Below are 24,286 nucleotides of genomic sequence, written 5' to 3'. Positions count from 1 at the left end.
TCTAAGGGTGCATGGCAATGGTGAGCGCCTATGGCTGGCGTTCTACCGAAATTCAGTCGCCAAGGTTATCGCTAACCGAGCCTTGTGCGCACCATCCGCAATCAAAGGGCTGGCCTATTTTTTCATTACGCAACGAAGGGTCCAGCACCCAGGCCCGGGATTGCCACGGCGGCTGGTGCCGCAGGTGTTGGGTATGGCCGCAGGAAAGCTCGGCTACCCAGTGTCCGTCTTCATCCTGATGGAAGCCTGTGACCGTCGAGCCCTTTGCCGCGCCCCGTCTGTCCGGGTTGTGTTCGCTTTCGGGCGATTGCTTCGCTAAACTTGGACATTCATCTTTCTTATGCAAAAGGTCTCGCCCCATGCTGATCGCCGCCAATAAGGCTGTCTCCATCGACTATACCCTGACCAACGACGCTGGTGAGGTCATCGACAGCTCCGCCGGCGGCGCGCCGCTGGTCTACCTGCAAGGCGCAGGTAACATCATCCCGGGCCTGGAAAAGGCTCTGGAAGGCAAAGCAGTCGGTGACGAGCTGACTGTCGCTGTAGAACCTGAAGATGCCTACGGCGAATACGCTGCCGAACTGGTCAGCACTTTGAGCCGCAGCATGTTCGAAGGCGTCGACGAGCTGGAAGTGGGCATGCAGTTCCACGCATCCGCTCCGGACGGTCAGATGCAGATCGTCACCATTCGCGATCTGGACGGCGACGATGTCACTGTCGACGGCAACCACCCGTTGGCCGGTCAGCGCCTGAATTTCCAGGTCAAGATCATCGATATCCGTGACGCCAGCCAGGAAGAAATCGCTCATGGTCACGTCCATGGCGAAGGTGGCCATCACCACTGATTTTCTGCGCTAAGCTTTCGAGAGCTGGAGAGGCGCCCGAGGGGCGCCTTTTTTAGTCCGCGGCTGTCCTTGATGGCACCGCCAAGTGGCTGTTTTGAGAAGAACACTGGAATTTGGAGTTCGTCATGAGTGCTTTTCACGACCTTAAACTGACAGCCCTGGATGGTCAGGAGCTACCTTTGGCGCCCTTCAAGGGGCGTGTCGTGCTGGTGGTCAACGTTGCCTCCAAATGTGGTTTGACCCCACAGTACGCGGCGCTGGAAAAACTCTACCAGCAATACAAGGACAAGGGCTTCAGCGTGCTGGGCTTGCCATGCAACCAGTTTGCCGGGCAGGAGCCGGGCACCGAGCAGGAGATCCAGGCGTTCTGCAGCCTCAACTATAACGTGACCTTTCCGTTGTCCAGCAAGCTGGAAGTCAACGGTCACGAGCGTCATCAGTTGTACCGTCTGCTGGCGGGCGAAGGCGCGGAATTCCCGGGCGACATCACCTGGAACTTCGAGAAATTCCTGCTGGGCAAGGACGGTCGCGTGCTGGCGCGGTTCTCGCCGCGTACGGCGCCGGATGATCATGCTGTCATCCAGGCGATCGAAAAAGCGCTGAGCTGACATCCCCTCTGTGTAGGAGCGAGGCTTGCCCGCGAAGGCGTCATATCAGTCGATATCAATGTTGAATGATATGACGCCTTCGCGGGCAAGTCGGATCGCCGCACCGCTCGCTCCTACAATGTTTTCTGTCTTTTGATCCTTAATCACTTAAATCAATAGTGCTGTTCAAGGCTTGGCAGTCTCCATATTATCGCCGTCATAAAGTCTATGTCCCTTGGAGCGTCCCATGCCCGTCAAAGCCCTGTTCAAGCCTTTTCACCTAGGCGCTCTCGAGTTGCCGACCCGCGTCGTCATGGCGCCGATGACCCGCTCGTTTTCGCCGGGCGGTGTGCCCAATTCCAAAGTGATCGAGTACTACCGTCGTCGCGCCGCTGCCGGGGTTGGGCTGATCATCACCGAAGGCACCACCGTTGGTCACAAGGCCTCCAACGGCTATCCGAACGTGCCGCACTTCTATGGTGAAGCGGCATTGGCCGGCTGGAAGAAAGTCGTCGATGCGGTGCATGCCGAGGGCGGGAAAATCGTTCCGCAACTGTGGCATGTGGGCAGCGTGCGCCGCATCGGCACCGAGCCGGACGCCAGCGTGCCGGGTTACGGTCCGTCGGAAAAATTGAAGGACGGTCAGGTCGTGGTTCACGGCATGACCAAGGAAGATATCCAGGACGTGATCGCCGCGTTCGCCCAGGCTGCCAAAGACGCTCAGAGCATTGGCATGGACGGTGTGGAAATCCACGGTGCCCACGGTTATCTGGTGGACCAGTTCTTCTGGGAAGGCAGCAATCAGCGCACTGACGAATACGGTGGCAGCCTGGCGAACCGTTCGCGCTTCGCCATCGAACTGATTCAGGCGGTGCGTGCAGCGGTCGGTGAGGGTTTCCCGATCATCTTCCGTTTCTCGCAGTGGAAGCAGCAGGATTACACCGCGCGTCTGGTGCAAACACCCGAAGCGTTGGGCGAATTCCTCAAGCCGTTGTCCGACGCTGGCGTGGATATTTTCCACTGCTCGACACGCCGTTTCTGGGAGCCGGAGTTCGACGGTTCCGAGCTGAACCTGGCCGGCTGGACCCGCAAACTCACCGGCAAGCCAACCATCACCGTCGGCAGCGTAGGCCTGGATGGCGAGTTCCTGCAGTTCATGGTCAACACCGACAAGATCGCGCAGCCGGCCAGCCTGGAAAAACTGCTGGAGCGGTTGAATAACGATGAATTCGATCTGGTGGCCGTGGGGCGTGCGTTGCTGGTGGATCCGGACTGGGCGCAGAAAGTGCGCGACGGTCGTGAGCAGGACATCCTGCCGTTCAGCCGTGAGGCGTTGATGACGCTGGTTTAAGCGGCGACAGGACTGACGCCTTCGCGAGCAAGCCCGCTCCCACATTCGACCGAGTTCTCTTAGGGGAATGCGATCAAAGGTGGGAGCGGGCTTGCTCGCGAAGGCTGATTCAATGTCATCAAGGATTCAGGGTAATGTATGTGCATTGGGAACCACCTGCTCCCCAACACAAGCCCCGCGCAACTGCCCCTCAAACTGCTCGATAATCGCCGCCCACCCCTGACGGCTCGCATGCTGGCGCGCATTAAGGCGCACGCAGCGCAAGGTTTCGCGCTCCTCCAGCAGCCAGCGTGCTGCATCGCAGAACGCCTCTTCATCCCCGGGCATGGCCAGTACGCCGTTGTAGCCATGGCGAATATGCTGGGCCGCCGCAGCCTGATCGTACGCCACCACCCCCAGCCCCGAAGCCAATGCCTCAAGCACCACATTGCCGAAGGTTTCGGTCAGGCTTGGAAACAGAAACACATCCCCCGACGCATAGTGACTGGCCAAGGCTTCGCCGCGTTGTGAGCCGCAGAAAATCGCTTCGGGCAATTCCTTCTCCAGCATCGATCGTTGCGGCCCATCACCAACCACAATCAATTTCATTTTTCGCTGTGGATAAGTCATTTTCAGCGTGTCGAAACACCGCTTGAGCAAGCCAGGATTTTTCTCTGGCGCCAGGCGTCCTACGTGGATCAAGGCAATATCTTCCTCGGCCAGTCCCCATTGCTCGCGCAGCGATTTCAGCCGTTTGGCCGGATGGAACAACTGGCTGTCGACGCCTCGAGAGAGCAGCGCCAGGCGCTCGAAACGGCGGCGTTCCAATTCCAGTCGCTGGCTGGCGCTGGGCACCAGGGTCAGGGTCGAGCGATTGTGAAACCAGCGCAGGTAGTGAGTCAGCAAGCGCGTCAGCAGCCCGAGGCCGTACTGGCTGGAGTACTGCTGAAAATTGGTATGAAAGCCGCTGACCACCGAAATCCCCAAGCGCCGTGCCGCGCGCAATGCCGACAACCCCAGCGGTCCTTCGGTGGCGATGTACAACACATCCGGGCGATGGCGTTTCCAGCGCCGCAGCAGCTTGTGCATCGACGACTGACCCCATTGCAGGCCGGGATAACCCGGCAGCGGCCAGCCTCGACACAACAGCAACTCATCGTTGCTTCCGATAAGTGGGTCGCCCCCCTGGCGTGGCCGCACCAACTCCACCTGATGCCCGCGTGCGCGCAAACCGTCGAACAAGCGGCCAAGGGTATTGGCAACGCCGTTGATTTCCGGTGGGAAGGTTTCGGTGATCAGGGTGATATGCAGAGTTGTCGTCATGACCTCAGTGTCGGCTGAGGCCATGTCGTCATTGTGACGGTGGGATGATGGATTTGTGACGCGATCAGCGGCGTTCTGCCACCAGATTTTCCGCGCCACGCTCACGCACCCAGAACAGCGTTGCACCGGCCACTGCCGCCGGCATCATCAGAATGTTGACCACCGGAATCAGCAACACCAGATACACGCTCCCGCCGAAGCCGAGGCTCTGCCAGCGCTTCTGCCGCAGCCAGGCGAGCATTTCGTTCCAGCCCAGCTTGTGGTTATCCGCCGGGTAATCGATGTACTGGATCGCCATCATCCACACCCCGAACAGCAGCCACAGCGGCGCGGCGATGATGTTGACCACCGGGATCAACGACAGGATGAACAGCCCGATGGCCCTGGGCAGGAAGTAGCCGAGTTTGCGCATTTCCCGGGACAGGGTGCGCGGGATCATGGCGATCAGTTCGCCCCAGCTGAAGGCCGGGAAGTCGTCTGTGCCGCGCACCACCACTTCGACTTTCTCCGCGAGGAAGCCATTGAACGGCGCGGCGATGATGTTGGCGAGCATGGTGAAGGTGAAAAACACCATCAACACGACCAACACGACGAAAATCGGCCAGAGGATGTAGCTCAGAAAGCTCAGCCAATCGGGCAGGGATGGCATCAGCGTATCGACCCACATACTGAACTGATGGCCAGCCAGATAGATCAATCCGACGAACAGCACCAGGTTGATGGCCAGCGGCAATAACACGAACAAGCGCAGGCTTGGGCTCAGGACCAGCTTGAGGCCCTCGCGCAGGTATTGCGGGCCAGACAGAACGGGGGCGGGCATAACGTGCTCCGAGCAAAGGGTAAACGCGCCGACCTTACCGGCTTTGCCTGACAGGCGAAAGCGCGGTAGCGGCATCGACATTAACTGTAACAAAGGCGTCTATAAATTCACTGCAATGGGATAGAGACCGCCTATGAGCTGGATTGTTAAACCGTATTTCCTTAATCTTCGCCCCCTCGATACGCTGCACCCATTCTTTTTACAGGACTGTCGAGCCCAAGCCTTCCCCAAGTGCTTTCAACGGTCCTTTTTTATTCCCGCCGGCAATCCGGCGTTCCGCGCCTAGTGTTTCGGGCCCGGTCAACAGGAGCAGGTCATGTCTGAAGTTCGTCATTCGCGAGTGATTATTCTCGGTTCCGGCCCTGCCGGTTACAGCGCTGCGGTCTATGCCGCCCGTGCCAACCTCAAGCCACTGCTGATCACTGGCATGCAGGCTGGCGGTCAACTGACCACCACCACCGAAGTCGACAACTGGCCGGGCGACGTCCACGGCCTGACCGGCCCGGCGCTGATGGAGCGGATGAAAGAGCACGCCGAGCGCTTTGAAACCGAGATCGTGTTCGATCACATCAATGCCGTGGACTTCGCCGCCAAGCCCTACACCCTGATTGGCGACAGCGCGACTTACACCTGCGACGCACTGATCATCGCCACCGGCGCCAGCGCCCGCTACCTGGGTCTGCCGTCGGAAGAAACGTTCATGGGCAAAGGCGTTTCGGCCTGCGCAACCTGCGACGGTTTCTTCTATCGCAACAAGCCCGTGGCTGTGGTCGGTGGCGGTAATACGGCTGTGGAAGAAGCCCTGTATCTGGCCAACATCGCCAGCACCGTCACCTTGATCCATCGTCGCGAAACGTTCCGCGCCGAGAAGATCCTGATCGACAAGCTCAATGCCCGGGTTGCCGAAGGCAAGATTGTCCTGAAGCTGAACTCGACCCTGGACGAAGTGCTGGGCGACAACATGGGCGTGACCGGTGCTCGCCTGAAGAACAACGATGGCAGCTTCGACGAGCTGAAAGTCGACGGCGTGTTCATCGCCATCGGCCACACCCCGAACACTTCATTGTTCGAAGGTCAGCTGACGTTGAAAGACGGCTACCTGGTTGTGCAGGGCGGCCGTGACGGCAACGCCACTGCAACCAACCTCGAAGGCATCTTCGCCGCCGGTGACGTGGCTGACCACGTTTACCGTCAGGCCATCACCTCGGCCGGCGCCGGTTGCATGGCGGCACTGGATGCCGAGCGTTACCTCGACGATCTGCAGAACGCTTGATTCTGATTCTGTAGAAAGCAAAAAAAACCGGCCTTGGCCGGTTTTTTTGTGTACACGATTTAATGCCTGATCACATTTCCAGTGTGGGAGCGGGCTTGCTCGCGAAGGCGGTATGTCAGTCGACATTCATATTGACTGACATACCGCCTTCGCGAGCAAGCCCGCTCCCACATGGATGTGTGGACTTTGGGATCAGGACAATTTCGCCAGGCATGCCTCAAGGATATCCAGCCCTTCCTCCAGCACGGAGGCCTCAGTGGTCAACGGCGCGAGCAGCCGAATGATGTGCCGCGATTTGCCGCTAGGCATCAGCAGCAAGCCCGAGTCGCGCGCGAGGGCCAGCAGCTGTGTGAGTTGCGCCGAGGCCGGTGTGCCGTCGGCGTTGATCAGCTCGATGCCGCGCATGGCACCGACGCCGGTCAAGCGACCCAGGTACGGTGACAGTTCGCGGGCTCGCCAGGATTCGTAGCGGCTGACAATCGCTTCTTCCTGTTGCGCACCCCAGGCGTGCAGATGCGCGTCAGTCATTTCGTCCAGGGTCGCCAACGCGGCGGCACAGGCGATGGGATTGCCCGAATAGGTGCCGCCCAATCCGCCTTTGGGCAAGTTATCGAGTAGCGACTTGCGCCCGACAACCGCTCCCAGCGGCACGCCGCCGGCAATGCTTTTGCCCAGCAGGATCAAATCCGGCTCGATGCCCAGTCGCGAGAACGCAAACCGCTGGCCGGTACGGCCGAAGCCGGACTGGATTTCATCGGCGATCAGCAGGATGCCTTTGTCATCACAGAAGCGTCGTAGCGCCTGGGCGAATTCCACGTCCATCGCCAGGAAGCCCGCTTCGCCCTGCACCGGTTCGACGATAAAACAGGCCACGTCACCAACGTCGATCTCGACGCTGAACAGCCGATCCATCGCCTTCAGGGCCTCGGCGCAGGCCACGTCATTGTCTTTGCTGGGGAAGGGCAGGTGAAACACCGGCCCCGGTAACACCCCGACTTTCTGCTTGTAGGGCGCGACTTTGCCGTTGAGGTTGAGGGTGGCGAGTGTGCGACCGTGGAAGGCGCCGTCGAAGGCGATGACTGCCGTGCGACCGGTGGCGCCACGGACGATCTTCAGGGCGTTTTCCGCCGCTTCCGCACCGCTGTTGGTGAGCATGCCGCTGACCGGGTAATCCACCGGGATAAACGCCGTCAGGCGATCCATCAGTTCGAGGTAAGGCACATGCGGGGCGGCGTTGAACGCGTAGTGGGTCAGCCGGGTGGCTTGTTCGCGAATGGCCTCGACGATGCGCGGATGGCAATGGCCGAGATTCAGCACGCCGATACCACCGACAAAGTCGATGTAGCGTTTGCCATCGGTGTCCCAGACCTCGGCGTTTTTGCCATGGCTGAGCGTGACGGGATGAACGATGTTGATTGACTGACTGATGTTTTCGCTGCTCATGGATACCGGACTCAGAAGAAGGGATGCTTCTTTTATCTAAGCCGCGAGCAGAGGTGCCCGGCAAACGAAATAAAGTTGCCGGGTCAATATTAAAAGTCGGGATGTGCGGTAAGAGGTGAATGGCAAAAGATCAAAAGATCGCAGCCTTCGGCAGCTCCTACGTTGGAATCGCGTACACCCATGAAATATCGGGCGGACACAAATTCTGTAGGAGCTGCCGCAGGCTGCGATCTTTTGATGTTGATCTTTAGCGAATCAGCGACGAGTCAGGGGCTGCTGCGAGAACTTCACACCGGCCAAACCATGGGCGATCAACGCGCGGATATTGCCATGGTCGCTGCCTTCAGGCGTGGCCACCACCGAGCGGTAATGCTCGCCAAACGCCAGCAGCGCCTCTTCATCACTCAAGCCTTCCAGCAATGCCAGACCCAGGGTCTTGCACGAACCTTCGTTCTGCCCGGCGGCGTTTTCCACACCACCGTTATTGAACGACTGGGGCTGATAGTCGTAACCGGCGGCGATGAATGCCAAGGTATCGGCGAAAGCGTGTTCGCCGCTCTTGAGGCTGGCGCGCAGGGTGTTCAAATCACTCATTGGGTTTTCCTTTGGCGAACGCCGCTTGCTGGTCGGCGGTGGCTTCTTGCTGGTATTGGGCTTTCCACTCGGCGTACGGCATGCCGTAAACCACTTCGCGGGCTTCGTCGAGGCTGACGTCGATCTGGCGTTCGTCGGCGGCGGCCTTATACCACTTGGACAGGCAGTTGCGGCAGAAACCCGAGAGGTTCATCAGGTCGATGTTCTGCACGTCCTTGCGGCTGTCCAGGTGGGCAACCAGCCGGCGAAAGGCGGCGGCTTCAAGTTCCAGGCGTTGTTGCTCGGTCATAAGGGGCTCTTTGAGACAGCTGCAAGCTGCAAGATGTGGTTTGCGGTGGCTTGTAGCTTACAGCTTGAAGCTTAAGGCTTGAAGCTTAGCGGCTTGCCGCGAGCGTTATCGATACCGACTCGGCAAAGCGCAAGGCATGGGGCTTGTCGACTTCGACTTCGGCGTACAGCACTGACTCGTTGACCATGATCAGGTCCAGCAATTCCTGGGTCAGGCGTTCGAGCAGGGCAAAGCGATTGCCCTCCACGTGGGCGATGATCGCCTTGGTGATGGTGCGGTAATTCAGCGCGTGATCGATATCGTTGTCACGCACTGCATCCTGGGCGGCGTACAGAATGGTCAGGTTGATCAGCACATCCTGCTTGTTGAGGATTTCGTCCTCGTTGATCCCGATGAAAGTTCGCAAACACAGGTCCTTGACCCGGATGCGTGCCATTCCTGGTTGAAGTTGTGGCATTGCTACTTGCTCCGTCCAATCAATTGCAGGAACTCCTGGCGGGTATTACTCGACTCGCGGAAGGCGCCGAGCATCACCGAGGTGTTCATGGTCGAATTCTGTTTTTCGACGCCGCGCATCATCATGCACATGTGCTGGGCTTCGATGACCACCGCGACACCGGCGGCGTCGGTCACTTGCTGCACGGCGTCGGCGATTTGCCGGGTGAGGTTTTCCTGGATTTGCAGTCGGCGGGCGAACATATCCACAAGCCGCGCAATCTTCGACAGGCCCAGCACCTTGCCCGTTGGAATATAAGCCACATGAGCCTTGCCGATGAAGGGCAGCATGTGATGTTCACAGAGCGAGTACAGCTCGATGTTGTCGACGATGATCATTTCATCGTTGTCTGAGGCAAACAGCGCGCCGTTGACGATCTCTTCGACACTTTGCTCGTAACCATGACACAGGTATTGCATCGCCTTGGCGGCGCGCACCGGGGTGTCTTGCAGTCCTTCGCGGTCGGGGTTCTCACCCAGGCCGATCAGGATCTCGCGATAGCTCTGGGACAAGGAGTTGTGTGGCGGGAATAACGTCATGGGACATCCTCGCGGGAGCGGCTTATTTGACGTGCCGTCCGCCGTTGACGGTCAGGGTCGTGCCGGTGACATAAGGGTTGTCGAGCAAATAACGCAGGCTCTGGTAGATCACTTCGCTGCCGGGCTCGATGCCCAGTGCCGATTTGGCCAGAACCCTGGCGCGGTACGCCGCGTCGTCGTCGGGATTGAACAGTAGCAGGGCTGGCGCGATACCGTTGACCTTGATGCTGGGCGCGTACTTCGCGGCAAAGGACAGGGTCAGGCTGTCGAGCCCGGCTTTGCTGGCGCAGTAGCCGATATGCTTGCTGCTACCCCTGCGGGTCACATCATCGCTGATGTGCACGATGTCGGCGGGACTTGAACGCCGTAGCAGGTCAGCACAGTGCAGGTTGATCAGGTAGGGCGCCAGCATATGCACGCTGAACATGCGGGTGAAAGCCGCGGCTTCGGTGCCCGGGGTTTCGGCGAGCCATTCGGAAGCGTTATGGACAACCGCCCGCAAACTGTCGGTGTGGTTTTTCAGTTCGCCGATGAACGCAAGGATGCCGGCCTCGCTGGAAAAGTCCGCAAACACCGCGCTCGCCCCCAGATCACGCAGGGTTTGCACACCAGGGCGTTCGCTGCGGTAGCTGAAAATGACCGGATGGCCGTCTTCGAGCAAACGCTGCGCACAGTGCAGGCCGACACGCTGGCCGGCACCGGTGATGAGGATTGGGGCTGCGGTAGAGGTCATGAACGGCTCGCGTCGCGGTAAGAGCAAAACTATACCAGCGACGGGAGTTGATCACCTATTGTGGGAGCGGGCTTGCTCGCGAAGGCGGACTGACAGTCAGCAATAATGTCGACTGTTACACCACTTTCGCGAGCAAGCCCGCTCCCACAAGGGGGATCAGCGATGCTGGGATGAGGGTTCGGCGGGCAACGGACGTGCCGATGGGGTATGCAGCCACCCGGCCAGCAGGCGTGTCGACAGCGGAATGAAGAAATACACCATCAATGGCGTCAGGCACAGGGTGCTGACAAACACGCGGGTCAGCAAACCCGTTTCAGCCAGCAGCGGCCCCAATACAAAGTTGAACAACAGGGACACCGGAAAGAACGCCAGCCAGATGGCCACGGCCTGTTTCCAGCGTGGCGGGCGCTGGCCGACCGCACCGAACCAGCCATCGATGCCACTGACCCGATGTTCCGAAGGGTGGGCAAACAGATCACTGCCGCGCCCCAGCCAGGCAGTGCGCGAGGCGGAATGCTCCCAGGCGTGCATGGTCTGCTCGTCGGCGAAGCGGAAGATAATCTGGAACTCGTCATCATTGGGCGGCGGAGCCAGTACGCCAGAGCCCAGGTAACCGGGGAAATCGGTGGCCAGTTGTTCGCCTTCGCGCAACCAGGCCATCAGGTCCTGGTAACGCCCATCGGCGACGCGGCGCGCAACCATCAGGGTGACGGGGGAGGTAGACATTTTGTATCTCCGTAGGGCAAACGCGTCGCTCCGGATGAGAGCTTCGCCAGACACAGCGCCGGGGTGGTGGGCTGCGTCTTGGGGAAAGCAAGAATTATTCCTGATTCTGTCTGGAACGTCTGTTCCAATTAGTTCAACAATGTGTTGATCACCACTGGGGCAGGAGCGTTAGAATGTGTCTAATTATTACATGGACGTAGATCTTGATGGCTGTGTTGACAGACCTTGCACCTGGCTTGCTCCCCAGCACCTCCCTGATTCGAGAAGAGCTGTTTCCGATTCGTGAGGTCGCGCGCCTGACAGGGGTCAACCCGGTCACGCTACGCGCATGGGAGCGGCGGTACGGTTTGATACAACCCACGCGCACCGAAAGCGGGCACCGTTTGTATTCGATGACCGATATCGAGCGTGTTCGTAGCATCCTCGGCTGGATAGAACGCGGCGTCGCAGTCAGCAAGGTCGGCAAGATACTGGCCAAGACCGAACCGCTCAAGGTGCTGGCGCAGGTCATTCCCAACGAACTCGTTCAAGCTGACTACGACCAATGGCAGCAGCAGGTCAAGGCTGCGGTGGGTGCTTTCGACGAAGTTCAACTGGAACACGTCTACGGTCAGATTTTTTCCAGTTACCCATTGACGGTGGTGTTTCAGGACATTCTGATTCCGATCTGGAAGCTATTGCTACAGCGCCATGAAGCGTTCGGTCAGATCAGCGAGTGGCTTTTTCTGGATGGTTTTCTGCGCTCTCGAGTGTTGCAACGCCTGTTGCTGGTGCGAGTCATGCAACCGCGACGAGTGATTGTCTGCGCCTTGGCCGATCAATGCCGTGAACTCGACGTGTTGGTCACGGCGCTGTATCTGAGCAGCATCGATTCGGCTATTCAGTTGTTGGCGATCGGCCAGCCCTTCGAAGAGTTGGTTCTGGTCTGCGAAAAGATCAGGCCCAAGGCACTGATACTGGTTTCCAACCACGCGCCGGCGGATGAACTGCCTAGACGTTTGAAGCGCTTGGCCATGAGCCTGGATTGTCAGGTATTGCTGGCCGGAGAGGCATCGGACCTGGCGCAGGAGAGCCTGGCTGGATCGTCGATCGGTTGTCTGGGAAACGAGGGAGTGTTAATGCGCCAGCGTCTGAAGCAGTTCCTGGCGGGAAACCTGGATACCTGAGCGAAGATAGACAGATCAGATATGCAGGGCAGGATGGGTCAGGCGATGTTGCTGAAGAATGTACTGACGCAGACGTTCGGTTTCGTCCTTGTCACTCTGGCTCAATTCGTAGGCGTAGAAACCCTGCTCGGTTTCACGCTCGAAGGTGCCGCGCAACGCAATCCGCTCATAACCTGAAGGGCTGAACCACAACGCGAAATGCTTCGGCGCCTTGGTCTTGTTACGAACCTCCAGCAAAACCCCTTTGAACGATATTTCATGCACCCACATCGTGCCGGGTTGGCCCTTGGCATTTTCCAGTGCCACGGGCTCTTCGAGCACCAGGCGCCATGGCCGAACCATCGGCCCGTCTTCATAGATGCTGGGGACGCCGAGGCGTAGATGCATGGCGTGAAACTCATCTTCCACCAAGTGCAGTGGGAAGGTTATTTGCTGATTTTCGAAATTGGCCTGGATAGTGACTTGTTCATGAGCAGCCAGGCGTGTGAGCAAGTCACGAATCTGCGAGCCACCGTTGACGAGCAGACTCGACGTCGCATCCCGCACATTGAGTTGCGGGTTGTGCTGCATGTTCTGGATAAAATCCAGCTCATCCTGGGTCAAGAGTGCGTCGCGCTGCATGGTTCGCTCGAAAGAAATAATTACAAAGTCATCGGTGATTGTAGTAAGTGACCACTAATTCGCAGATTGGTTTGAGCCGTTCGTCGTTTTGAGTGCGACAATTTCTGCCTGTGCCTCGGCCAATTGCGCTTCCAGCTGCGCGACTCGCTGCTGCGCCTTGACCTGAGTTGTGACGTCTTTCTGCACCCCGACGAAATAGGTTTGTCCGTCGTTCGGGTTTTTTACCGTGGAAAGCGACAGTTCATTCCAGAACGGCGTGCCGTCCTTACGATAATTCCTGAGGATTTCCCGGCAGGAGCCGCCACTGCCCAACGCTTGGCGAATCAAGGCGAGGGCTGGCTGATCCCGGTCTCCTGCCTGCAAAAAACGGCAATCCTGGTAGAGGATTTCTTCGCTGGTATAACCCGTCAGGCGCTCGAATGCCGGGTTTACGTAAATCAGGATATTGTCCTGTCCGCCTTCCTTTTCGGCAATCACGATGCCGTCGTTGGAGGCGTCGATCACCATTTGCAGCAGTTGGGCATTGATCATCGCAGAGTCCTTTGCGTATTGATTGATACGCTGCATTCTAAAAGATCAATGAAGGCGGTGCTGTTAATATCTCCTACTTTTATTTAGATTCAGGATCAGATTGATGAAAGTCGCCATCCTTTCCGGCTCTGTGTACGGCACGGCTGAAGAAGTCGCCCGTCACGCTGCAAGCATTTTGAACGCCGCCGGTTTTGAAACCTGGCACAACCCCCGCGCGACACTCGCCGATGTTCTGGCGTTTGGCCCCGAAGCGTTTTTGGCGGTGACCTCGACCACCGGCATGGGCGAGTTGCCGGACAATCTGCAGCCGTTGTATTTCGCCATACGCGATCAGTTGCCGGCGGCCTGGCGTGGTTTGCCGGGCGCGGTGATCGGTTTGGGCGATTCCAGTTATGGCGACACGTTCTGCGGCGGCGGCGAACAAATGCGTGAATTGTTCGGCGAACTGGGCGTGCGTGAAGTCCTGCAAATGCTGCGCCTGGACGCCAGCGAAACCGTAACGCCGGAAACCGACGCCGAGCCTTGGTTGGCAGAACTGGTCAGCGTTTTGCGGGGCTGACTTGTGGGAGATTCTGCTCGCGATAGCGGCGGGTCAGGCAACATCCACAAGTTCGCGGGTGCCTTGACAATGGATCCAGATTCACCCGCGCACTGACTCGCTCGGCCATCAAGCTGGCTGCCAATGCAACTACACGAAGTCCGGGGGCTGACTAGACTGCTGTAACGCAGCAAAAAACAATAAAAACCCAGAAAAATAAAAAAGAGAATCCTTGCCGTGAGCGTAGCCCCCGTCCAATCGCCCCACAGCATCAAAGACAAAGTCAGTGCCGCCGAATGGCAGACCCGCGTCGATCTGGCCGCCTGTTATCGTCTGGTCGCCTTGCACGGCTGGGACGATCTGATTTTCACGCATATTTCGGCCAAGGTGCCGGGCACTGAAGACTTCCTGATCAACCCGTTCGGGCTGATGTTCCATGAAATCACCGCGTCGAGCCTGGTCAAGGTCGATCAGGCCGGCAACAAGCTGATGGACAGTCCTTACGAGATCAACCCGGCGGGTTACACCATCCACAGCGCCGTGCATGAAGTCCGTCATGACGTCGTGTGTGTACTGCACACCCACACCGCGGCGGGGGTGGCGGTATCGGCACAGAAGCAGGGCATCTTGCCGATCAGTCAGCAGTCCTTGTTCGTTCTTTCCAGCCTGGCTTATCACGCTTATGAAGGTGTTGCGCTGAACCATGAAGAGAAGGCGCGACTGCAAGCCGATCTTGGCGAAAACAATTTCCTGATGCTGCACAACCACGGTCTGTTGACCTGTGGCGGCACCATCGCCGACACGTTCCTGATGATGTTTACCTTTCAGCGCGCCTGCGAAATTCAGGTGCTGGCGCAGAACGGTGGCGCAGAGCTGATTGCCATCGAACCGCAGATTCTGGCAGGCGCCAAGGCGATGATCGCCGGTGTCACCAAAAGTGCTCAAGGGATGGGCGGCGCGCTGGCCTGGCCGGCGCTGCTGCGCAAACTCGATAAACAAGACCCGGGTTATAAACTCTAAATGGCACTCGCCGAGATTCCGCTATGTGTCTGGCGCAAGCGCGGCCAGACGTTCGTATTCGGCGGTCAGACCCTGCGCTATTGGGCCGCGGGGCAAGGCGAGCCGCTGTTGCTGATTCATGGCTTCCCGACAGCCAGTTGGGACTGGCATTACCTGTGGCAGCCGCTGGCACAGCGCTACCGGGTAATTGCTTGCGACATGCTCGGCTTCGGCGATTCGGCCAAACCGGTGAACCACGACTACAGCCTGCTGGAACAGGCCGATTTGCAGCAGGCCTTACTGGCGCATCTGAACGTTGACCAGCCCGTTCATATTTTGGCACACGATTATGGCGACAGCGTGGCCCAGGAACTGTTGGCCCGGCACTATGAAACGCGCGCTGATATCGCCAGTTGCGTGTTCCTCAATGGCGGGCTGTTTCCCGAAACCCATCGTCCGGTATTGATGCAAAAACTCCTGCTCAGCCCCTTCGGCTGGATGATCGGGCGAGCCTTTAGCCGTGACGCGCTGGTGAAGAGTTTCCAGCAGATCTTTGGCCCACAGACCCGGCCTACGGAAAGCGAACTGGATGATTTCTGGAGCCTGGTCGACAGCAATCACGGGCAACGGATCATGCACAAATTGATCAGTTATATCCCGCAGCGCCGTGTCCAGCGTGAGCGTTGGGTCAGCGCCATGCAACGTGGCGAGGTGCCATTGCGGGTCATCGATGGCGAGGTCGATCCGGTTTCTGGCGGGCACATGGTGGCGCGCTATCGGCAACTGATTCCCGCCCCGGATACGGTCCTGCTGCCTGAGATTGGCCATTACCCGCAGATCGAAGCGCCGGCGCAGGTACTCAAGCACTATCTGGAATTTCGCGATCGGCTGGTTTCACCGCCGCGCAAAGCGGCCTGTTCCTGACTATCCCGCTGCCTTATTGCGCACCATTCAGCCGCCCCCGTGTTCATTGTGACCGGCAGCGCTGTGGCTGACACTCGCACTCCTTGTCCCTTGGCCTGCTGGAGTTCCCCATGAATGAGTCTGTGCGCTTCGAAGATAAAGTGGTGATCGTCACCGGTGCGGGCGGTGGCTTGGGGCGGGCGCACGCGCTGTTGTTCGCAAAGCAGGGCGCCAAAGTGCTGGTCAATGATCTCGGCGGTTCGGCTCAAGGCGAAGGCGCCAATGCATCGGCTGCCGATCGTGTGGTGATGGAGATTCGCGAAGCGGGCGGCACCGCCGAGGCCAACCACGACTCCGTCACCGACGGTGACAAAATCGTCCAGCATGCACTCGACACTTTTGGCCGTGTCGATGTCGTGGTGAACAACGCCGGCATCCTGCGGGACAAGACCTTTCACAAAATGGACGACAGCGACTGGGACCTGGTTTACCGCGTCCACGTCGAAGGCGCCTACAAGGTCACCCGCGCCGCCTGGCCACACATGCGCGAGCAAAACTATGGCCGCGTAATCTTCACCGCCTCGACTTCGGGCATCTACGGCAACTTCGGTCAGTCCAACTACGGCATGGCCAAACTCGGCCTCTATGGCCTGACCCGCACCCTCGCCATCGAAGGCCGCAAGAACAACATTCTGGTCAACGCCATCGCCCCGACCGGCGGCACCCGCATGACCGAAGGCCTGATCCCGCCGCAAGTCTTTGAACAACTCAAGCCAGAACTGGTCAGCCCGCTGGTGGTGTACCTCGCCAGCGAGAACTGCCAGGAAACCTCCGGGCTGTTTGAAGTCGGTGGCGGCTGGATGGGCAAGGTGCGCTGGGAGCGAAGCCTCGGCGCGGGGTTTGATCCGCGGGTTGGTTTCTCCCCCGAAGATGTGGCAGCGCATTGGCAACAGATCTGCGATTTTGAAGGCGCGGCGCACCCGCAGGACAACCTTGAAGCGCTGAAGGAAATGATGGCGAATTTGCAGAAGCATTCGATTTAATTAAGCCAGCAAGGTCATCGTTCTTGACCTTGCTGGTTCTTGATAGTCGGGCCCGACATCTGGTTTGCAGCGGTCTTCAAGGAAAATACTTGTCAACCAATGCCGCCAGATTCGCTGCTGTTTGCACATCCATGATCCCGTCGTACGTTTCCGGGCGAAAGTGCAACTGAAAGGCCCGAACAAGGTGTGTGAAGCCTTGTTCGGTTGACGCACCGGAAACGTCGTATCCGTAAGTCTTGAACAGTTTGAGCAAGTCGCTTCGGGCTGGAATGCCGGTCTCGTTGTATTGCTGCAGAAAGGTGTCTCGGGTGGCATCGTCGAACCAGGCACCGACGCCTTTCAAGTAAAGGGCATGCCAGGGGAATTTCGGCCCTGGGTCACTCTTGCGTCCGACCGCAATATCCGAGTGCCCCAGAACAAGGGTCGGGCTGATATCCGGGTAACGTTCAAGGATGTTTAACGCCAACTCCTCAATGGCGGCAATTTGTTCTGGCTGATACGGCGGAAAGTTGAAAACTCCTTGGCTAAACGTTGCTAGGTTGACGATTTCAACGCCGATAGACGTGTCGTTGAGATTGCTTCGATTGCCCCAAGTACTGACGCCCGCATGCCACGCACGCTTGGTTTCGTCGACGAGATTGAAAACTTCCTGCCCGGTATAACCTGCTTTCAAGTAGCTCGGATCGGTGATGTCGGGAACCAAGTAGTGGGCGCTGACATTCGGGCCGGTCAGTGCGTTGACCGAACTGGAGAAGTTGCCAGCGGTGTAGTGGAAAATCAGAAAGCGTACTCGGGTGTTGAAACTTTTGGTGGAGCGGTATTTGTTGTAATCAATAGGTTTCATGGAAGTATTGCTCGAAATTAATTAGGTTAAAGTCAACGTGCAAAAGAATGGCTGACTTGTTTTTAACTTTAATCGCGAGGGCGCTTCGCGTGATTACAGAACTATGTAGTTGCTTTCCGAGATGTGTGTAGGAAATAGAAAGTTAGATTTGATTAAGCAATGGGCGCCACTTTTACTTCATGCAACTCTTCGCCACCGTCACAAAACCACCGCCCATAAAAAAGGCCGCTTCATACGCAGCGGCCAAAGTAAGACGATTGATCAAGGAGCAATAAATCAACGTCAGTGAACACAGGGCGATGAGTCGAATAGCTTCAATTCATCTGAAACCTATCGCCAATGGCGTGGACGGGCACTCGCCATTGCGTCGTGCTTTCCGGCCGATTGCCGTGAAAGCCCGGCAAGAATAAGGCCTTGAGCCAAAAGGAAAAATAGCGATTCGTGACATGAACTGTTGCAGCATGAGTAACAGTGGCAGCAAGCCCCTCCCACACGCCATGCGTTGCGTTGATACCCCCCCATCCAGCCCATCCATAACCCGCGCAAACCCCCGTCCCATGCGGGCATTCATCCTTTGGAGGTACAACGCGAATACCTCCTTGGTGCGCTTATCGCTCCCGGCACGCGGCAGTAGGGTGGGGCCTTCTGTCACTCACCGGGGAAGACGCATGACAAAAACAACAATGCGCGCCATCTTCAAACCGCAAGCGCTGGCCGCTGCGGTGGCCTTGGGCTGCTGTGCCCAGGCGCAGGCTGTTTCATTCAACATCGGCGAAATCGAGGGGCAGTTCGATTCCTCGTTGTCCGTCGGCGCGAGCTGGGGCATGCGCGATGCCGACAAGTCACTGGTGGGCACCGTCAACGGCGGTACCGGCCAGTCTTCGACCGGTGATGACGGGCGCCTGAACTTCAAGAAAGGCGAGACCTTCTCCAAGATCTTCAAAGGTATCCACGACCTGGAATTAAAATACGGCGACACAGGCGTGTTCGTCCGTGGCAAGTACTGGTACGACTTCGAGCTGAAGGACGAAGACCGCGAGTTCAAACAGATCAGCGACAGCGGTCGCAAAGAAGGCGCCAAGTCTTCGGGCGCACAGATCCTCGATGCATTCGTCTATCACAACTATTCCATCGCCGATCTGCCGGGCACCGTGCGCGCCGGCAAGCAGGTGGTCAGCTGGGGTGAAAGTACCTTCATCGGCAACTCGATCAACAGCATCAACCCGGTCGACGTTTCCGCATTCCGTCGTCCGGGTGCGGAGATCAAGGAAGGCCTGATTCCGGTGAACATGCTGTTCGCTTCCCAGGGCCTGACCGATCAGCTCACGGTGGAAGGTTTCTACCAACTGGAGTGGGATCAGACCGTTCTCGACAACTGCGGCACTTTCTTCGGCGTCGACGTGGCGGCGGACGGCTGCAACAACGGTTATACCGTCGGCAGCCCGGCGATTGCCCCGTTGGCGCCGCTGGCGTCAGCCTTTGGCCAACCTATTCAGGTCACCCGAGAGGGCGTCATCGTGCCCCGTGGCGGCGACCGCGATGCCCGGGATTCAGGGCAGTGGGGCACCGCCTTGCGTTGGCTCGGTGACGACACCGAATACGGCCTCTACTTCATGAACTATCACAGTCGCACACCGACCGTTGGCACCTCCACCGCCGGGCTGTCGACACTGGCCAGCCTGCCGGGCATGGTCAGCATTGCCAACCGTCTGGCCCCGGGCAGCGGCTCGGGCCTGGCGCAAAGCGTGATGCTCGGGCGCGGCCAGTATTACCTCGAATATCCGGAAGACATTCGTCTGTACGGCGCAAGCTTCTCCACCACTTTGCCCACCGGGACTGCCTGGACCGGCGAAATCAGCTACCGGCCCAACGCTCCGGTGCAGGTCAATACCAACGACCTGACCCTGGCGTTGCTTAACCCGATCGCCGGCGGCGCCGCATCGCCTGTCGCGACCCGGCCAGGTGCCGACAACACGGGTTATCGCCGCAAGGAAGTGACCCAGGTCCAAAGCACCCTGACGCACTTTTTCGACCAGGTATTGGGCGCCCAACGGCTAACCCTGGTCGGTGAAGCCGCGGTGGTACGAGTCGGTGGTCTGGAGTCGCGGAGCAAGCTGCGTTACGGCCGTGATTCGGTCTACGGCCAGTACGGTTTCGGTGGCGACACCGATGGCTTTGTCACCTCTACCTCTTGGGGCTACCGCGCTCGGGCGATCCTCGATTACGCCAACGTGATCGGCGGGATCAACCTCAAACCCAACCTGTCCTGGTCCCATGACGTCGCCGGCTACGGTCCCAACGGGCTATTCAACGAAGGCGCCAAGGCGGTCAGCGTCGGTGTCGATGCCGATTACCGCAACACCTATACCGCGAGCCTCAGTTACACCGACTTCTTCGGCGGTGACTACAACGTCCTGGAAGACCGTGACTTCCTGGCGCTGAGCTTCGGTGTGAACTTCTGATCTGGCTGAGAAGGATGATGTTAATGCGCAAGATGATTCTGCAATGCGGCGCCCTGGCCCTGAGCCTGCTGGCCGCCAACGTGATGGCGGCGGTCTCGCCGGAAGAAGCCAACAAGCTTGGCAACACACTCACGCCGCTGGGCGCCGAGAAGGCCGGCAACGCCGACGGCTCGATCCCGGCCTGGACCGGTGGCATTCCGAAAAACGCTGGCGCTGTCGACAGCAAAGGCTTCCTGGCTGACCCGTTCGCCAGCGAAAAACCGTTGTTCACCATTACTGCTGCAACCGTTGATAAGTACAAGGACAAGCTTTCGGATGGTCAGGTGGCGATGTTCAAGCGCTACCCGGAAACCTACAAGATCCCGGTCTACCCGACCCATCGCACCGTGGGCCTGCCGGCGGAAATCTACGAGTCGGCCAAGCGCAGCGCGCTGAATGTGAACAGCATCAACGACGGTAACGGCCTGGCCAATTTCACCGGCAATCGCTACTACGCGTTCCCGATTCCGAAGAACGGCGTCGAGGTGCTGTGGAACCACATCACCCGTTATCACGGCGGCAACCTGCGCCGCATCATTACCCAGGTGACCCCACAGACCAACGGCAGCTTCACGCCGATCCGCTTCGAGGAAGAGATCGCCGTACCGCAATTGATGAAGGACCTGGACCCGGAAAAAGGCGCCAACGTGCTGACCTTCTTCAAGCAGTCGGTGACCGCGCCGGCACGCTTGGCTGGTAACGTGCTGCTGGTGCATGAAACCCTCGACCAAGTGAAAGAGCCGCGTCTGGCGTGGATCTACAACGCCGGCCAACGTCGAGTGCGACGCGCGCCGCAAGTGGCCTACGACGGGCCGGGCACCGCCGCTGACGGCCTGCGCACGTCGGATAACTTCGACATGTTCTCCGGTGCGCCGGATCGCTACGACTGGAAACTGATCGGCAAAAAGGAAATGTACATTCCCTACAACAGCTACAAACTCGACTCGCCGAGCCTCAAGTACGATGACGTGGTGAAGGCCGGGCACATCAATCAGGACCTGACCCGTTACGAGTTGCACCGGGTCTGGGAAGTGGTCGGCACGGTCAAGCCGAGCGAGCGGCACATCTACGCCAAGCGCCATATGTACCTCGACGAAGACAGCTGGCAAGTGGCGCTGGCGGATCACTACGACGGTCGCGGTCAACTCTGGCGAGTGGCTGAAGGTCACGCCCAGTATTACTACGATCACCAGACGCCGGCCTACACCCTGGAGGCGCTCTACGACATCATTGCCGGCCGATACATTGCCTTGGGAATGAAGAACGAAGAGAAGCACAGCTTCGAATTCGGCTTCGACGCCAAGTCTGCGGACTACACCCCATCGGCCCTGCGCGCCGAGGGCGTTCGGTAAGGGTTTTGATACATTGGCATCACAAGAGGCGACCTGCGGGTCGCCTTTTTTATGGGCGCCAATCAGCGTCCTGAATACTTCTCAACAAGCGGGTTACAGAAGGCTACGGTGGCCGGACAATTATAAAAAGGCACGCCGCAATGACCGCCATGACTCCGTGTCTGGACCGTTCTGGATTCCTGCCCCGCCTGTCCTCTCATCACCTGTCGCGGGCTCGTTTAAGCGAGCCGTTATTGGCTTCGACGGCCCGGGTGAAATTACTCTGCGCACCCGCCGGCAGTGGTAAGAGCGCGTTGCTCGCCGAATGCCTGTTGCAGGCGCCAACCCAATGCCGGGTGCATTGGTTGCCATTGTCTGGCGTGGCGTGGAGCGCGGCGGATTTTCGTCAGCGTCTGGCAGAAACGTTGGGCCTGGCCTCATCGGATGAAACCGGGTTGCTGGGCGATCTGGCGCGATTGCAGACGCCCACCTGGTTGTTTCTCGATGACTATTGCCGTCTGCCGAACCCGGAGCTGGATCAGTTACTGGATCGCATGCTGGCGATCAGCAGCCCGATGCTGACCTGGTGGCTGGGTGCCCGCCGCCGGCCGCAATGCAACTGGCCAAGGTTGCTGCTCGATGATGAGTTGTACGAGTGCGAGAACGCTTCGCTGGCTTTCACGCAAGGTGAAGTCGAGCAGATATTGCAGCCCTGGGTACCCGAGCAAGCCGGCAAGGTGGCGAGTCGGATTATCCAGCGCACCGGCGGCTGGTGTGCCGGTGTACGGATTGCATTGCTGCACAAGTGCGACTGGTCACGTCAGGACAACTCCCTGGGACGGGCGGCCACCTTGCTCGATTACCTGGAGCATGAGTTGTTCAGCTCGCTGACACCTGAGTTGAGCGAGGCCTGGCGCGTGCTGGCCCACTTGCCCCGCTTCAATGCCCGGCTGTGCGATCACCTGTTCGGAGCCGGGGAGGGCGCTCAATACTTGCGGACCTTGCAAGCGCTGGGCTGTTTTATCGAACCTTGGGGGGACTCCAGCGACTGGCTGCAGATTTTCACCCCGTTCACGCAGTTGTTGCGCGATGAGCAATGGCCGGCGGGACGCTCTTGGCATCGGCGTGCATGCCAGTGGTTCTGTACTGAACAGGACTGGAAATCGGCCTTCGAACAGGCATTGCTCGCCGAGGAATACGAAGTGGCAGTCAGCCTGTTGCAGCACTTCAGTTTCGAGCACTTGTTCGAAGAGCAAATGGTCGTGCTGTTGCTGCGTTTGCACGAGCAGCAAGGCGAGGAATTGACGCTGGGCAGCCCGCAATTGGTGGGCTTGATTACCGCTGCGCTGTTGTTCGCCGGGCGTTTCGAACAGGCAACTGCCTGCATTGCTCATTTGGCGCATTTCACGCCTCAACCCTCGGCGGTGCTTCAGCGTCAACTGATTGCACGCTGGCAGGCCCTGCAGGGTTGGCTACTGCATTTGCAGGGACGAATGGAGACTTCACGCGCGCATTTCCTTGATGCGTTGAGCGCGCTCGATCCCGAATGCTGGACGGCGCGCCTGATGTGTTTGTCCGGTCTGACGCAACAGGCCTTGCTAAGGGGCGAACTCGATGTGGCACATGCACATAACCGCGAGGCGCTGTGCCTGGCGCGGGCGCAAGGTTCGCTGGTGTTCGAGGGCTTGATGGAACTCGATCATGCGCAATTGCTGGAGCAACGTGGAGCCCCCGGGCGCGCTGAAAGTCTGCTCGCCAATATGCATGAACTGCTTTGCCTGCAATCAGACCGCGCAGTGCCTCTACTGGGGCGAATTGCCTTGCGTCGAGGGCGCCTGGCCTTGTGTCAGGGGCTGGATGAGCAGGCTGCGGATTTTTTTCAGGCCGGGCTGGAGGACTGCGTTCGCAATCAAGACAAACGTGCGCTGTACGGTTTTCTCGGGCAGGCACAACTGGCGGCCAATCAGGGCGACTACGCCCAAGCCTTCGTCCGCCTGCGCGACGCCGAGCGATTGATGCAGCAGCGGCAGATTCCGGACACGGTCTACCGTGGTGCTCTGTTGCAGGTCAGCAGTCAGTGCTGGTTGCAACAGGGGCGTCCCGAACTGGCCCGTGAGGCGTTGAGCCGGGTGCTCAAACATTATCGGGGGCCACAGGCCAGGCAGGCCCCTCCGGCGACACTGGAGTTGATTCCGCGGATTGAGTATTTGTTGATTCTGGCCGAGGTCAAACTGCAACGGGTGGAGGATCCCTTGGCTCGACTCGCCACCCTGCTTGAGAACACACAAGCGAACGGGATGATCAGCCTGGAAGCCGAGCTTCTGCTGGCGATGGCCGAGGCGGCCTTCATGGTGGGCGAACAGGGGAATGCCCGGCAGTTTTTCGAAAAAGGCGTAGCGAAGGCGAACCGTTGTAACTTGCAGCCGTTGTTGGCGCAGTTGAACAGGCGTTGTCCCGGTCTCTTGTCGGAATTGCACATGATCGATAAAAACGAGCCATTGCCTGACAAGGATATTAATGAAAGTCCACTGAGCCTGAGGGAAGTGGAAGTGCTTGAGTTGATTGCGTCAGGAAATTCGAACCGACAAATAGCCGATAAGTTGTTCATCTCATTGCATACCGTTAAAACACATGTCCGGCGAATTCATGGAAAGTTAGGGGTCGAACGCAGGACGCATGCAGTGGCAAGGGCAAGAATGCTGGGTTTGTGCGGTTAATTGTTTTTTAATTATGTTGTGAATCTGTTTTGATGTCTTGGATATTTAATGTTTTGCAAAGGGTGGTGGGTGTTATTATTGGTTTTGGTTGCGT

General features: G+C 58.5%; 25 protein-coding genes. 12 read left to right on the top strand and 13 right to left on the bottom strand.

Translation table 11 applies throughout. From position 1 onward, the window contains the following. Positions 1-52: 52 nt before the first annotated feature. Positions 53-391, bottom strand: coding sequence for a DUF3565 domain-containing protein (locus PMI36_RS30445; protein ID WP_081499249.1), 339 nt, complete (start codon positions 389-391; stop codon positions 53-55). Here PMI36_RS30445 and PMI36_RS18950 point away from each other — a divergent pair. The 3 genes from PMI36_RS18950 (at position 360) to PMI36_RS18960 (ending at position 2,783) form a co-directional block, all read left to right on the top strand. Next, positions 360-845 carry an FKBP-type peptidyl-prolyl cis-trans isomerase gene (locus PMI36_RS18950; RefSeq protein ID WP_007901600.1) on the top strand — a complete coding sequence of 162 codons (486 nt, stop codon included), beginning with the start codon at positions 360-362 and terminating at the stop codon, positions 843-845. The genes PMI36_RS30445 and PMI36_RS18950 overlap by 32 nt on opposite strands. Before the next feature lie 125 nt (positions 846-970). Then, positions 971-1,453 carry a glutathione peroxidase gene (locus PMI36_RS18955; RefSeq protein ID WP_008070556.1) on the top strand — a complete coding sequence of 161 codons (483 nt, stop codon included), beginning with the start codon at positions 971-973 and terminating at the stop codon, positions 1,451-1,453. Between the two features lie 226 nt (positions 1,454-1,679). Then, positions 1,680-2,783 carry an NADH:flavin oxidoreductase gene (locus tag PMI36_RS18960; RefSeq protein WP_008008644.1) on the top strand — a complete coding sequence of 368 codons (1,104 nt, stop codon included), beginning with the start codon at positions 1,680-1,682 and terminating at the stop codon, positions 2,781-2,783. Between the two features lie 126 nt (positions 2,784-2,909). On the opposite strand, the gene PMI36_RS18965 is transcribed toward PMI36_RS18960, so the two are convergent. Together PMI36_RS18965 and cysZ are read right to left on the bottom strand one after the other, a co-directional pair. Beyond that, positions 2,910-4,109 (bottom strand): glycosyltransferase family 4 protein, encoded by a 1,200-nt coding sequence (locus tag PMI36_RS18965; RefSeq protein ID WP_008070555.1) that lies wholly within the window; start codon positions 4,107-4,109, stop codon positions 2,910-2,912. Between the two features lie 40 nt (positions 4,110-4,149). After that, positions 4,150-4,905: a sulfate transporter CysZ gene (gene cysZ / locus PMI36_RS18970; RefSeq protein WP_008070554.1), complete on the bottom strand. Its 756-nt coding sequence runs from the start codon at positions 4,903-4,905 to the stop codon at positions 4,150-4,152. 316 nt (positions 4,906-5,221) lie between these two features. Between cysZ and trxB the strand changes: the two genes are divergently transcribed. Further along, entirely contained in the window at positions 5,222-6,178 is a 957-nt protein-coding gene (gene trxB / locus PMI36_RS18975) for a thioredoxin-disulfide reductase (RefSeq protein WP_008070552.1), read from the top strand. 192 nt (positions 6,179-6,370) lie between these two features. Here trxB and PMI36_RS18980 read toward each other — a convergent pair whose 3' ends face one another. The 7 genes from PMI36_RS18980 to PMI36_RS19010 all read right to left on the bottom strand — a co-directional run bounded on the left by PMI36_RS18980 (position 6,371) and on the right by PMI36_RS19010 (position 10,998). After that, complete coding sequence (locus tag PMI36_RS18980) at positions 6,371-7,621, bottom strand: 2-aminoadipate transaminase (RefSeq protein WP_008070551.1); 1,251 nt, start codon at positions 7,619-7,621, stop codon at positions 6,371-6,373. Positions 7,622-7,876: 255 nt separating this feature from the next. Next, positions 7,877-8,215 (bottom strand): HopJ type III effector protein, encoded by a 339-nt coding sequence (locus PMI36_RS18985; RefSeq protein WP_008070549.1) that lies wholly within the window; start codon positions 8,213-8,215, stop codon positions 7,877-7,879. Beyond that, on the bottom strand, positions 8,208-8,504 hold the full coding sequence (locus tag PMI36_RS18990; RefSeq protein ID WP_008070547.1) for a DUF1244 domain-containing protein: 297 nt from the start codon (positions 8,502-8,504) through the stop codon (positions 8,208-8,210). The genes PMI36_RS18985 and PMI36_RS18990 overlap by 8 nt, the downstream gene beginning before the upstream one ends. An 85-nt stretch (positions 8,505-8,589) precedes the next feature. Continuing rightward, positions 8,590-8,961, bottom strand: a complete 372-nt coding sequence (gene folX, locus PMI36_RS18995; protein ID WP_007901645.1) for a dihydroneopterin triphosphate 2'-epimerase — start codon at positions 8,959-8,961, stop codon at positions 8,590-8,592. 2 nt (positions 8,962-8,963) lie between these two features. Further along, the gene (gene folE, locus PMI36_RS19000; RefSeq protein WP_008070545.1) at positions 8,964-9,539 is read right to left on the bottom strand and encodes a GTP cyclohydrolase I FolE; all 576 of its coding nucleotides are present in this window, start codon (positions 9,537-9,539) and stop codon (positions 8,964-8,966) included. A gap of 22 nt (positions 9,540-9,561) precedes the next feature. Beyond that, entirely contained in the window at positions 9,562-10,272 is a 711-nt protein-coding gene (folM, locus tag PMI36_RS19005; protein ID WP_008070543.1) for a dihydromonapterin reductase, read from the bottom strand. Between the two features lie 156 nt (positions 10,273-10,428). After that, a complete protein-coding gene (locus tag PMI36_RS19010) occupies positions 10,429-10,998 on the bottom strand; it encodes an antibiotic biosynthesis monooxygenase (protein WP_008070541.1) in 570 nt (189 codons plus the stop codon). A 206-nt stretch (positions 10,999-11,204) separates the two neighbouring features. Here PMI36_RS19010 and PMI36_RS19015 point away from each other — a divergent pair, with 206 nt between their 5' ends. Further along, complete coding sequence (locus PMI36_RS19015; RefSeq protein WP_008070534.1) at positions 11,205-12,164, top strand: MerR family transcriptional regulator; 960 nt, start codon at positions 11,205-11,207, stop codon at positions 12,162-12,164. Positions 12,165-12,179: 15 nt separating this feature from the next. On the opposite strand, the gene PMI36_RS19020 is transcribed toward PMI36_RS19015, so the two are convergent. Both PMI36_RS19020 and PMI36_RS19025 read right to left on the bottom strand, forming a co-directional pair. Next, complete coding sequence (locus PMI36_RS19020) at positions 12,180-12,785, bottom strand: hypothetical protein (protein ID WP_008070533.1); 606 nt, start codon at positions 12,783-12,785, stop codon at positions 12,180-12,182. Positions 12,786-12,839: 54 nt separating this feature from the next. Beyond that, positions 12,840-13,316: a PAS domain-containing protein gene (locus PMI36_RS19025; protein WP_008070532.1), complete on the bottom strand. Its 477-nt coding sequence runs from the start codon at positions 13,314-13,316 to the stop codon at positions 12,840-12,842. Positions 13,317-13,419: 103 nt separating this feature from the next. On the opposite strand from PMI36_RS19025, the gene PMI36_RS19030 reads away from it, so the two are divergent. The 4 genes from PMI36_RS19030 (at position 13,420) to PMI36_RS19045 (ending at position 16,799) form a co-directional block, all read left to right on the top strand. Beyond that, positions 13,420-13,875: a flavodoxin gene (locus PMI36_RS19030; protein WP_008070531.1), complete on the top strand. Its 456-nt coding sequence runs from the start codon at positions 13,420-13,422 to the stop codon at positions 13,873-13,875. Between the two features lie 216 nt (positions 13,876-14,091). Beyond that, positions 14,092-14,874 carry a class II aldolase/adducin family protein gene (locus PMI36_RS19035; protein WP_008070530.1) on the top strand — a complete coding sequence of 261 codons (783 nt, stop codon included), beginning with the start codon at positions 14,092-14,094 and terminating at the stop codon, positions 14,872-14,874. Continuing rightward, a complete protein-coding gene (locus PMI36_RS19040; protein WP_008070529.1) occupies positions 14,875-15,777 on the top strand; it encodes an alpha/beta fold hydrolase in 903 nt (300 codons plus the stop codon). A 110-nt stretch (positions 15,778-15,887) separates the two neighbouring features. After that, positions 15,888-16,799, top strand: a complete 912-nt coding sequence (locus tag PMI36_RS19045; RefSeq protein ID WP_008070528.1) for an SDR family oxidoreductase — start codon at positions 15,888-15,890, stop codon at positions 16,797-16,799. Between the two features lie 76 nt (positions 16,800-16,875). On the opposite strand, the gene PMI36_RS19050 is transcribed toward PMI36_RS19045, so the two are convergent. After that, the gene (locus tag PMI36_RS19050; RefSeq protein WP_008070527.1) at positions 16,876-17,643 is read right to left on the bottom strand and encodes an N-acetylmuramoyl-L-alanine amidase; all 768 of its coding nucleotides are present in this window, start codon (positions 17,641-17,643) and stop codon (positions 16,876-16,878) included. A gap of 668 nt (positions 17,644-18,311) precedes the next feature. On the opposite strand from PMI36_RS19050, the gene PMI36_RS19055 reads away from it, so the two are divergent. From PMI36_RS19055 to PMI36_RS19065, 3 genes are all read left to right on the top strand, one after another. Continuing rightward, a complete protein-coding gene (locus PMI36_RS19055; RefSeq protein WP_008070525.1) occupies positions 18,312-20,105 on the top strand; it encodes a DUF1302 domain-containing protein in 1,794 nt (597 codons plus the stop codon). A 23-nt stretch (positions 20,106-20,128) separates the two neighbouring features. Then, complete coding sequence (locus tag PMI36_RS19060; RefSeq protein ID WP_008070523.1) at positions 20,129-21,496, top strand: DUF1329 domain-containing protein; 1,368 nt, start codon at positions 20,129-20,131, stop codon at positions 21,494-21,496. A 140-nt stretch (positions 21,497-21,636) separates the two neighbouring features. Beyond that, the gene (locus PMI36_RS19065; protein WP_008070521.1) at positions 21,637-24,192 is read left to right on the top strand and encodes a LuxR C-terminal-related transcriptional regulator; all 2,556 of its coding nucleotides are present in this window, start codon (positions 21,637-21,639) and stop codon (positions 24,190-24,192) included. Positions 24,193-24,286 lie beyond the last annotated feature (94 nt).

This window comes from Pseudomonas sp. GM79, assembly GCF_000282495.1.
GTDB lineage: Bacteria > Pseudomonadota > Gammaproteobacteria > Pseudomonadales > Pseudomonadaceae > Aquipseudomonas.
This window is presented reverse-complemented; position numbering and strand designations above follow the sequence as displayed.